General features: G+C 38.2%; 7 protein-coding genes, 1 pseudogene and 1 riboswitch. Of the genes and pseudogenes, 1 reads left to right on the top strand and 7 read right to left on the bottom strand.

Annotated features, from left to right (window positions below):
* Positions 1 to 229 precede the first annotated feature (229 nt).
* The 7 genes and pseudogenes from pulA to RQ973_RS03410 form a co-directional block, all read right to left on the bottom strand.
* On the bottom strand, positions 230 to 2,512 hold the full coding sequence (gene pulA, locus RQ973_RS03380) for a type I pullulanase (RefSeq protein WP_075231601.1): 2,283 nt from the start codon (positions 2,510 to 2,512) through the stop codon (positions 230 to 232).
* Between the two features lie 32 nt (positions 2,513 to 2,544).
* Positions 2,545 to 3,495: a diacylglycerol kinase family lipid kinase gene (locus RQ973_RS03385; protein ID WP_075231602.1), complete on the bottom strand. Its 951-nt coding sequence runs from the start codon at positions 3,493 to 3,495 to the stop codon at positions 2,545 to 2,547.
* Between the two features lie 3 nt (positions 3,496 to 3,498).
* Positions 3,499 to 5,457 (bottom strand): NAD-dependent DNA ligase LigA, encoded by a 1,959-nt coding sequence (gene ligA, locus RQ973_RS03390; RefSeq protein ID WP_311522741.1) that lies wholly within the window; start codon positions 5,455 to 5,457, stop codon positions 3,499 to 3,501.
* Between the two features lie 93 nt (positions 5,458 to 5,550).
* A complete protein-coding gene (locus tag RQ973_RS03395) occupies positions 5,551 to 6,810 on the bottom strand; it encodes a nucleobase:cation symporter-2 family protein (RefSeq protein WP_153225769.1) in 1,260 nt (419 codons plus the stop codon).
* Positions 6,810 to 7,391, bottom strand: coding sequence for a xanthine phosphoribosyltransferase (locus RQ973_RS03400; protein WP_311522742.1), 582 nt, complete (start codon positions 7,389 to 7,391; stop codon positions 6,810 to 6,812). The genes RQ973_RS03395 and RQ973_RS03400 overlap by 1 nt, the downstream gene beginning before the upstream one ends.
* A 76-nt stretch (positions 7,392 to 7,467) precedes the next feature.
* A riboswitch (purine riboswitch) is annotated at positions 7,468 to 7,564 on the bottom strand.
* Complete coding sequence (gene guaC, locus RQ973_RS03405; RefSeq protein WP_153225767.1) at positions 7,557 to 8,540, bottom strand: GMP reductase; 984 nt, start codon at positions 8,538 to 8,540, stop codon at positions 7,557 to 7,559. (Overlaps the previous riboswitch by 8 nt.)
* Positions 8,541 to 8,710: 170 nt before the next feature.
* Positions 8,711 to 9,493: pseudogene (locus RQ973_RS03410) on the bottom strand (3-isopropylmalate dehydrogenase); the annotation flags it as partial.
* Between the two features lie 183 nt (positions 9,494 to 9,676).
* Between RQ973_RS03410 and RQ973_RS03415 the strand changes: the two are divergent.
* On the top strand, positions 9,677 to 11,380 hold the full coding sequence (locus RQ973_RS03415; RefSeq protein ID WP_311522743.1) for a thiol-activated cytolysin family protein: 1,704 nt from the start codon (positions 9,677 to 9,679) through the stop codon (positions 11,378 to 11,380).
* The last annotated feature ends 229 nt before the right edge of the window (positions 11,381 to 11,609 follow it).

Here is an 11,609-nt window from a genome sequence, read left to right on the forward strand (position 1 = left end):
ATTAGCTACTGTTACAAAAATAACTCTCATTATCTATATATAAAACAACTTACTTAAAAACTGAACATTTTTAGATTTTGATAACATAATATTCGTAGATAACTCTTTTTATATAATTTTACCAAATTTTCTGAAATTTTCAACTATTTTTAGTAATTGTTCCATTTTTATTTTTATGTCTAGAAATATTAAAAAACTCAAGCATAAATCTTGAGTTTTAGGTTATTTTTTAGGATAAAACATTCATAACTGCCACACTGACGTCGTCAATAACATTTTCTTGGTTAGAACGGCTATTTGTAACTAGCATTTCAAGATTTCCTGCATTTTCATAGTAATATGAAGCTCCTTTGGCATTGAATACAACCAAGAAGTGCTCTTCGCCACCATGAATCTCGTAGACAATCCAACCACTATTTTCAATGGCTGTGTGAACAAAGACATGACGGTAGACTTCTTCATAAGTAGGGTAGGAAAAGGCACTGGTTTGTGTTTTAAGTCGGATAATCTGACGAACAAACTCGATACTATCTTGACGCTCATTGATCAAATTCCAGTTGACTTGGTTGACGCTATCAGGAGCATTGTAACTGTTCATTGCTCGCTCACGATCTGCGTGAGTCAATTCTCCATTTTCGCCTGTAGCTACGAGTTTAGTACGGCCAAATTCTTGCCCCAGTTCCATGAAGGCCATCCCTTGCATGAGGAGGTTCATAGCCGTTGCTGTTTCTACTTTCTTCATGATGCATTTATCACTCTCCATCGGATGAAGGGTTTTAAGTAAATCATGTAAATTGTAGTTATCGTGGGCTTCTACATAGTTCAAGACTTGGTTTGGACTAAGGTATGAACCAAGCTCTCGGCTTCCAAGGATAGCCTTTGCGACAATCGGCTCAGTACCTGCTCCACTGACGAAGCCAGATTTGATAGAGCCATAGACTTCACAACCTTTGACCGCATCACGTTGATTATCATTAAAGAATCCAATGTTTGGCAATTGGTAGGCATTGTCTTTCTTAGACTTGTCATAAGGAGCAAGACCTGTTCCCATATCCCAACCTTCTCCATACAGGATGATTTTCGGATCGACTTCGTCCATAGCCCAACGAATCATTTGCATGGTTTTGACGTCATGTATTCCCATCAAATCAAAGCGGAAACCGTCAATATTGAATTCTTTTACCCAGTAGAGAAGAGAATCAATCATATATTTACGGAACATTTCATGCTCACTGGCAGTTTCGTTACCGACTCCTGTTCCATTTTGGTAGGTTCCATCATGGTTCATTCGATAATAATAATCAGGAACCGTTGTTTGAAATGGTGCATCAACGGTTGAGAAGGTATGATTGTATACAACATCCATAATAACGCCGATACCAGCATCGTGATAAGCTTGGACCATGGCTTTCAAATCACGGATAGCTTGACCTGGATCATTTGGATTTGTAGACATGCTAGTTTCTGGAGCATTGTAGTTTTGTGGATCATATCCCCAGTTATAAGTTACATTTCCATCAGCATCGTATTCTTTATGACGGTCAGCAATTGGTTGCAACTGAACATAGTTGACACCAAGTTCTTTGATGTAATCAAACGCAGTCAATTGACCATATTGGTTAACTGTTCCAGTTTGCGCTGCACCTAAGAAGGTTCCTCTTAATTCTGGCGCAACACCAGATGTTTCAGACTTAGTCAAATCACGGATATGCATTTCATACACAACTGCCTGGCAAGGATTTTCCAAACGCCAAGTTGCTTCTGTACCATGCTTAACCTCAAAACCTTCGACCTGACGATCTTGATTTGAGACAATGGCTGAACGTTTTCCATCAGGACTTGTCGCTATTGTATATGGATCACGAGTTAATGACTGGTGATGAGGAAAGTCAATTTGGTAGTGGTAAGCACGACCTGCTAAGCTTTCTGGAACGGATAAACTCCAAACACCAATTGTATTATACTTGTGGCTATAGGAATAACTATTTCCTCGCTCCATTTCAAAGGTTTTAAGGATAGGAGCATCGTTACTCGCTGATTCATAGACTACTACTTGGACAGCTGTAGCTGTTGGTGCCCATAGGCTAAAACTTGTTTCATTTTCAGAAACTTGACATCCCAACTCTCCTTGATAACCCCAGTGGTGGTCGAAACTCGCACTATTGATTGCCTTGTCAAAGGCAAAAGGATTTTGGTCCTTATAGTGTGGACTTGCAATGGCAGGATTTTCAGAATAATAAACTGTATCGTCTCCATCCAAAATCCAAACCTCTGTCAAAAGTGGATAGTAATTGAATCGAATAGGATATTCTTTGCTGACACCGTCTTTTTCAACGCTAAAAGTCATGGTTTCAAGTGCTACTTCACTCGATTGAGTCAGTGAAAATTTGGCACCAAAATATTCTTCTTCTTTGATAAGCTCTACTGAATCTACTGTTTTTTTACTGAAACTACAAGCCTCGTAGGCTTCATCCTTACGATGGTAATGAATAAGTACAGGATAATTGTACATAGTTCTCCCTAATTTCTAAATTAAATTTGATTTTATATGTTACTAATAATTTCTTGATCAAGTGCCTCACAATTCACAAAAAACTCAATGTGATTATGACATACTTCCAAATCTACTGGTATGTCACCACCGTATTCTCCATCAAGATTAAGCATAAACGGCTCTTCCTGATCCAAAGTTTCAATTCGGAGTTTACTAGTTTTCAGATATTCAACATTGACATCTGATACGTGTTGGCCTCCGTTTATGGCCTGAACTAGTAGACTCAACATATCTAGGATTTTATCTGTCTTTACTAGAATAAGCGTAAAATTGCCATCATCCAGCTTGCTATCAGGTGCGAATTGCTCAAATCCACCAATAGAATTGGTCAAGGCAACAAAGACAAGAGAAACTTCTCCTGTAAAAATTCCCCAATCATGGTAAATACGAACAGGACGTGCTTTGGATTTTGGGAACATCTCGATGCCTTTAGCAACATAGGCCAGATAACCCAAACGCGTCTTTAGTTCACTCGGAACACTAAAAGTTAACTCCGTAAGAGCTCCTGCCGCAGCAATATTGATGAAATACTTATCACCAAAGGCACGACCAATATCAATTTGCTTGGTTTCATTTTTAGCAATGATCTTCGCTGCAGCAACTGGATCCCCCATAGGGATTTTCAATGCTCTTGCATAATCATTGGTAGTTCCAGTAGGAATGATGGCTATCTTTGGACGATGTTCCAGAGGTGCAATTCCATTAACCACTTCATTGATAGTACCATCGCCACCAGCTACCAAAACCAAATCAAAGTCAGCTTTTGCAGCTCTTTCTGCTTCTTTCTGGGCTGACAGGTGTTCAGGTTTGGTTTGGAAAGCACTGGTTTCATAGCCTATGCTCTCTAACACTTCTAGGACTTCTGCGATATTTTGCTTGATAATTTCCTGGCCTGATGTCGGATTATAAATGAGACGTGCGCGTTTTTTTTCTTCTTTCATAGCTTACAAACTCTCAAGCCAAGCTTCATCACGAATCTCTATTCCCAGTTCTTGTGCTTTTTGGAGCTTGCTTCCTGCATCTGCTCCTGCTACAACAAGGTCTGTTTTTTTCGACACACTACCAGTAACCTTGGCTCCTAGACTTTCTAATTTATTTTTAGCTTCTGAGCGATTAAGACGCTCTAGCTTTCCTGTCAATACGACAGTTAGACCAGACAAGGATGCATTTGCTGCAACTTTCTGTCCTTTGTAGTCTAGATTAACACCTGATTCTTTCAATTCCCTTAAAAGGATTGCAGAACCCTCTGTAGAAAAATAGGTCTGTAGGCTTTGAGCAATGACACTACCCAAACTTTCAATATTTGCAATTTCTTCAGGATTGGCTTGTGCTAGCGATTCGATTGAGTGGAAGTTTTGTAAAAGCAACTGACTTGCCTTACTTCCTACATGACGAATCCCCAAACCAAACAAGAGTTTTTCAGCAGAATTTTCTTTGGATGCTTGAATAGCCTGGTAGAGCTTTTGAGCAGATTTTTCCTTGATACCATCTAGCAAGAGCAAATCTTCCACAGTCAAACGATAAATATCTGCAACATCCTTAACCAAATCGGCAGCAAATAGTTTCTCCACGATCGATGGACCAAGACCAGAAATATTCATAGCATCACGCGATGCGAAGTGCGTCAAGCCTTCCTTGATCTGAGCTGGACAACGTGGATTGATACAACGAAGGGCAACCTCATCTTCAAAATGTAAAAGCTTACTGTCACAACTTGGACAGTTTGTTGGAATGTCGAGTTTTTCTTCAGATATACGTTTTGATTCCACCACGCGTAAAACAGCAGGAATAATATCCCCTGCCTTATAGACAATGACTGTGTCATCCTTACGGATATCCTTTTCAGCGATATAGTCAACATTATGAAGGGTTGCACGACTTACAGTTGTACCTGCAAGTTGCACTGGAGTAAGATTAGCAGTCGGAGTCACAACTCCTGTACGCCCTACTGTCCAGTCAACAGAAAGAAGTTTCGCTTCTTTTTCTTCTGCTGGGAATTTATATGCTACTGCCCACTTAGGTGCTTTGACTGTAAATCCTAGTTGCTCCTGACCAGCTAGATCATTGACCTTAATCACAACTCCATCGATATCATAAGGCAATTGATCTCTTTCTCGACCAATTTCTTGAATAAATGCCCAAACCTCATCCATACTATGAGCTAATATACGTCTTGGATTGACAACAAAGCCTAATTGTTCTAAATGTTTCAAAACCTTCTCTTGACTATCTCTGGTGGAAGGACTAGCTTCTTGGTAAAGGAAAGTCGCCAAATTTCGTTTTGAGACTACTGACGTATCTAACTGACGAAGTGTTCCTGCAGCAGCATTTCGCGGATTGGCAAATTCTGGCTCACCATTTTCTTGACGAGATTGATTGACCTGGTCAAAAGAAGCTCTCGGCATATAACATTCACCACGAACAGTAATATCTAATTTTTCTGGTAAAGATAAAGGAATGTCTTTCACTCGTTTAAGATTTTCAGTGATGTTTTCACCGATGGAGCCATCACCTCGAGTTGCCCCAGCAACAAAAATTCCCTGCTCATAAGTCAAGGAAATCGATAAACCATCAATCTTCAACTCACAAATATAAGTGACATCATCCAATTCTTTACGAACACGCGCATCAAAGGCATCCAGTTCTTCACGTGAAAAAGCATCCTGCAAACTATAGAGAGGATACTGATGACTATATTTCTCAAACCCATCAAGAATCTTTCCACCTACACGATGTGTCGGACTTTCTGGTAAAACTTGGTCAGGATGAGCTTTTTCTAACTCTACCAATTCACGATAAAGACGGTCATACTCACTATCAGATACAGATGGATTATCACTTGTATAATACTCTGTCGCATAGCGATTGAGCAGTTCAACGAGCTCTTTCATTCTTTCATTCATAGAACCATTTTACCATAAAAAGGACTCTATAAACAATACTCAAGCTCTAAAAAAGAAAATGAGAAGGATATTTCTATCGCTTCTCATTTATTTTTATTTTTTACGATTCAAAATAGCATTCAAGACGATGGCTACTGTACTTGCAATGACAATACCATTTGAGAAGAACATTTGTAATTCAGTCGGTAAAGTATTGAAGAGATTGCTTCCGTTTAATCCCACTCCAGCAGAAATAGAAACTGCTGCAATGAGGAAGTTGTGTTCATTGTGTTCGAAGTCTACACGCGCCAAGATTTGCATCCCTTGTAGCGAAACAAAACCAAACATGACGAGCATAGCTCCACCAAGAACAGGGCTTGGAATAATCTGTGCCAAGGCACCGAACTTAGGCAAAAGACCAAGTAAGATAAGGAAACCAGCTGCATAGTAGATTGGCAAACGAGTACGAATACCTGAAAGTTTCACCAAGCCTACGTTTTGTGAAAATCCTGTATAAGGGAAGGTATTGAAAAGTCCACCAAGTAAGACAGCAAGACCTTCAGCACGATAACCATTGCGGAGACGAGTGCTATCGATTGGATCCTTGGTAATATCAGAAAGGGCAAGATAAACACCAGTTGATTCTACCATAGATACAGTAGCGATAATACACATCATGACAATAGATGAAATCTCAAACTGTGGAGCACCAAAGTAAAATGGAGTTGGGATATGAACGAGTGGAGCTTCTGCTACCGGTGAGAAATCAACCAAACCCATTGTTGCAGCGATAATGGTACCTACAATCAAACCAATCAAAATTGAAATAGATTTGATAAATCCTTTTGTAAAAATATTAACCAAAAGAATAATGAGAACTGTAATCATTGCCAAAGCTAAACTTTGTCCAGTAGGTTTTTCAACATTATTTCCCATATTTCCAATAGCAACTGGAATCAAGGTCAATCCGATAGTTGTGATAACAGAACCAGTTACGATAGCAGGGAAAAGATTGGCAACCTTAGAGAAGATACCTGAAATTAAGATGACATAAATCCCTGAAGCAATCAAAGCTCCAAACATAGCACCACTACCATGACTCTGACCGATCATGATAAGAGGAGCAACAGACTGGAAGGCTACCCCAAGAACAATAGGCAGACCGACACCAAAATGTTTATTGAGTTGCAATTGTAAAAGAGTTGCAACCCCACACATAAAGATATCTGTTGAAATAAGGTAGGTCAACTGTTGAGCTGAATACCCTAAAGCACTTGCAATCATGATTGGTACCAGGATTGAACCTGAGTACATGGCTAACAAATGTTGCAAACCAAGAACGGCTGCCTGTGAGTGGTTTTCCTGTTGCTTCATTAGATATCTGCCTCCTTGAAGATAACTTTTCCATTTTCAAAACGCTCTAATCGCGCGAGTGATACTACTTGATGACCTGATTTTTCTAGCAGTTCACGACCATCTTGGAAAGATTTTTCAATCACAATTCCGATAGCTTCAACTCTAGCACCAGCCTGTTCAATGATCTGAATCAAACCTTTAGCTGCTTGACCATTAGCCAAGAAATCATCAATAATCAATACTTTATCTTGAGGAGATAAGAACTTACCTGCAATGGACACGGTACTAGTTACTTGTTTAGTGAAAGAATAAACTTCAGCAGTCAAAATTCCTTCATTCATAGTAATATTTTTTGCCTTCTTAGCAAAAATCATGGGTACATCTAACTGTTCTGCCACATAAAGGGCTGGGGCAATTCCAGATGCCTCAATGGTTACGACTTTGGTAATACCAGCATTTTTAAAATGTTCTGCAAAGGTGCGACCAATCTCGCGCATCAACTTGTAATCAACTTGGTGAGTCAAGAAAGAATCCACCTTAAGAATATTCTCACCAAGAACGTTTCCGTCCTTTAAAATTCGTTCTTCTAATAATTTCACAATAACCTCCGAAATAAAAAGAGACTTACCAAGTAAGCCTCTGGGAAACAAAGAAATAGATTCAACACCTATCCTTATATCTCTGCAGCTTACTCATTGTTAGGTATTTACGGTACCTTGTAGAAACGCCACGCCAATTCGCAGCATAAATAAGTAATCATATTTTTAGTGAGCATCTCCATTCCAGATAGAGTTCTTCACAATCACATAATCTACATGTCTAAGATCAGCTACCTTTCGACCTCCAGCATAAGAAATCGAACTTTGCAAATCTTGTTCCATCTCAGTTAGGGTATCTTGTAAATGTCCTTTGGCAGGAAGAAGAATTTTCTTACCTTCGACATTCTTATAGGCACCTTTTTGGTATTCTGAAGCGGAACCATAGTATTCTTTAAATTGTTTACCATCGACTTCGACAGTTTTACCAGGGCTTTCTATATGGCCTGCAAATAAAGAACCAATCATAACCATACTTGCACCAAAGCGGATTGACTTGGCAATATCTCCGTGTGTACGGATACCACCATCGGCAATAATCGGTTTACGCGCAGCTTTAGCACACCAGCGAAGGGCCGCTAACTGCCAACCACCAGTACCAAAACCTGTCTTGACCTTGGTGATACAAACCTTCCCTGGACCGATTCCAACCTTAGTCGCATCCGCACCAGCATTTTCAAGTTCACGAACTGCCTCGGGAGTCCCAACGTTACCAGCGATTACAAAAGTCTCTGGCAATTCTTTCTTGATGTGCTGAATCATTGAAATCACGCTGTCCGCATGACCATGAGCAATATCAATAGTGATGTACTCTGGGGCATCTTCCTTTAATTGACTCACAAAATCATACTCGTAGTCTTTAACACCTACTGAGATTGAAGCAATCAAACCCTGATCGTGCATACGTTTGACAAAAGGAATGCGTCCTTCTTCATCAAAACGATGCATAATATAGAAATAGCCACCCTTAGCAAGTTGTTCAGCAACATTTTCATCTAGGATTGTTTGCATATTGGAAGGAACAACTGGTAATTTAAAGGTATGCTTCCCTAAAGTTACCTGCGTGTCAGCCTCTGCACGACTTTTAAGAACACACTTGTTAGGGATTAGCTGAATATCTTCATAGTCAAAGATCGGAAATTCGTTTAACATATTTCTCTCATTTCTCTTGTTTAGACCTTCCTAAAGTTAGGAATAGTCTCGTCTTTTCCAGACAATTACTCTAACAAGTTTACAATAATGTCCGTTTTTTGTCAATTGTAATGACCGAAAACAAATAATGTTCGTGTTTATAATTCTTGATTTAGATAATAAGTAGACATTCACCCTGTATTTGTCTTACCTTTCAAACACTTACCTAGATTTTCGATAAAGACTTTTTCAGAGGACTCAATCCTCCTGACAAAATCTTCATAACTTTCGGCTTGTCCAGGAATTTGGATAGACCATTTTTTCAACTGGGCTCCATAACCTGCTAGCTTTCCTATCTCATTATCAACAACCTTGTCCTCGCTTGGAAAAACAAGACCAGCCTGCTCAGCTTCTAAAATATAAGAATAAGAAATCAGCTGGAACAAGTCCTCACGGTTAATTCCTTTTTCAGTCAATTCTAGTTTTTTATATTTAGCATCTAAAACTGTTCTTAGTTCTCTGTTATAAAAATCTGGGAAAACTTTTCGTTTACGATCAGAAAATACAGAAACACCGTCCGTCTTATCCTTATTTCGTGGATGAATGAAATCTTTTGGCAACAAGGTATAAACATACTCTTCCCAAAGCCAGGCAACATCAAAAAGAATACCATGGATTTTTTGCTCTTGGTATCCTAAACCGTGCTTTTCTCTGTTTAATATCATCAGACAAAGCTCTTGCAATTTTCTATACTCTCGAAAGTATGCATGACGAAGAGGCTTGGTTTGATTTAGTCGGATAATCTTAGCACGATCAGCTAGTTTATAAGATGGGGTTACACGAATAATTTCAGAGACATTTTCTCGACTTGTTAATAAATTATCAAGAACTCCTCCCCCTATGCTTCTCTGATTCTTCATGTATTCAATTGTATGACGGATCAGCTGCATGAAGGGATTATCATAAGTGAACTCTCAAGTAAAGAAAAATTACACTAAAAAGCTAAAATCTTCGAAATCAAATTAGACATATATAAATATATGTCTAATTTTCACAGAAAACGATTGCACAAGATTTTTATTTCTGCTAGAATATTTTTATCCCTAGAAAGCGCATTCAAGAGATGATAAAATGAAATAATAAACTAGGAGCTTTATATGATTCAAAATAATCTTGACAAAGGTTTTCGTTATTCTATCCGAAAACGTAGCATTGGTGTCTGTGGTGTAGTTATTGCAACTTTTTTATTAAGTACAGCTTCGATTATTCAAAATAATACTGTAAAAGCTACTGAAACCCCAATTTCAAGTAGTTCTAACCCAAAAACAGAACCTACAGTAAACGAACAAAAAAATACTCCAAACCTCAATTCAAAACCTGAAGAAAAAGATGCCACTACTGTAACTGAAGCACCAAAAGCAGATGTTATGGAAAACCTCATGAGATCTACTAATCAGGCAGATAAGGACTTGAATAAATATCTTTTCGGATTGAACTACAATAAAATTGATATTTTAACTCGTAGAGGTGAAGCAATCGAAAATTATTCAAATACATCTTCAAAACAACAAGGGAATGAGTTTGTTGTAATTGAAAAAGTGAAAAAGAGTATTTCTAATAATTCAGCTGATGTTTCAATTAACGGTAATAGCGACATCTTCTTAGGCGCTTTGTTCCGAGCAGATCAAGGGTTATTAGAAAATAAACCTCAACTTGTTAGTATTGATAGAAAACAGGGTAGAATCAGCGTGGACCTTCCAGGAATGGCTGGATCAGATAGCTATACTGATGCAAACACAACAGTCAGTGGTATGCAGGAAGGAATTAACACTCTGGTAAATAGATGGAATGCAAATTATGCATCAAGTAATCCTGCACCTGCTCGTATGCAATACGATTCTACTTCAGCATATAGTATGAATCAACTAAAAGCAAAATTTGGTAGCAACTTTGAAAAAATTGGGGTTGATTTAAAAATTGACTTTGAAGCTGCACAAAAAGGTGAAAAACAAATTGAAGTTGTCGACTTTAAACAAATTTACTTTACCGCTAACTTTGATGCACCAAAAAATCCTGGAGATGTCTTTGGTGATAATGTAACAGTCAACGATTTACAAGATCGTGGCTTGGATGAACAAACACCTCCTGTTTATGTTTCTAGTATGTCTTATGGCCGTCAAATGTATGTTAAATTTGAAACAACAAGTACAAGTACAGAACTTAAAGCAGCTATAAATGCTGTCATTAAAGGTGTGCCTATTAACCCTGAATCTGAATGGGCTCGTGTTTTGAAAAATACTTCTGTAACAGCTGTTATTGTTGGCGGTAACGCTGATGGCGCTGCTCGAGTAGTTACTGGAACACCTGAAGATCTCAAGAAATTAATTCAAGAAGGAGCTAATTTTAGTACACAAAATCCTGCAGTCCCTATTTCTTATAAAACTGCCTTTTTAAGAGATAATCAAGTTGCAACAATCCAAAACAGTACTGATTATATTGAAACTAAAATTACCTCTTACAAGAATGGCTATCTCAATTTGCAACATAAGGGTGGATATGTCGCTCGTTACTACGTTTACTGGGACGAAGTCACATATGACGAAAATGGAATTGAAAGCATCCGCTCTCGTGAATGGGAAGATAATGGAAAAAATAGAACTGCTGGTTTCCAAACTGAACTACAATTTAGAGGAAATGTTCGCAATCTTCGCGTAAAAATTCAAGAAAAAACAGGTCTTGCTTGGGAACCTTGGAGAACAGTTTATAATCGTACAGAATTGCCTTTAGTTCAAAAACGCACTATTATCAATTCAGGAACCACACTAAGACCAAAATATAGTGAACAAGTTGAAAATAACTAATAAAATCGTAAAAATGTAGAGTATCATTATTCATCAAATATCATTTTGAACCTTGCTGAATTTAGGATAACTCTATTCTATAACTTATACAATAAAAGGAAAACATCTTTTCATGAGATGCTTTCCTTTTTATTTTTTTGAGGTTCTTAATCCAATTAACTCAACTTATCACAATTTAGGCTCTCTGTCAACTGTAGTGGGTTGAATAAAAAGCTAACATCTGGAGAGG

It is taken from the genome of uncultured Streptococcus sp., from assembly GCF_963511325.1.
Lineage (GTDB): Bacteria > Bacillota > Bacilli > Lactobacillales > Streptococcaceae > Streptococcus.

Excerpts from the sequence above, each read along its gene's own strand:
- pulA (WP_075231601.1), bottom strand. The coding sequence starts at position 2,512 with ATGTACAATTATCCTGTACTTATTCATTACCATCGTAAGGATGAAGCC.
- RQ973_RS03385 (WP_075231602.1), bottom strand. The coding sequence starts at position 3,495 with ATGAAAGAAGAAAAAAAACGCGCACGTCTCATTTATAATCCGACATCA.
- ligA (WP_311522741.1), bottom strand. The coding sequence starts at position 5,457 with ATGAATGAAAGAATGAAAGAGCTCGTTGAACTGCTCAATCGCTATGCG.
- RQ973_RS03395 (WP_153225769.1), bottom strand. The coding sequence starts at position 6,810 with ATGAAGCAACAGGAAAACCACTCACAGGCAGCCGTTCTTGGTTTGCAA.
- guaC (WP_153225767.1), bottom strand. The coding sequence starts at position 8,540 with ATGTTAAACGAATTTCCGATCTTTGACTATGAAGATATTCAGCTAATC.
- RQ973_RS03415 (WP_311522743.1), top strand. The coding sequence starts at position 9,677 with ATGATTCAAAATAATCTTGACAAAGGTTTTCGTTATTCTATCCGAAAA.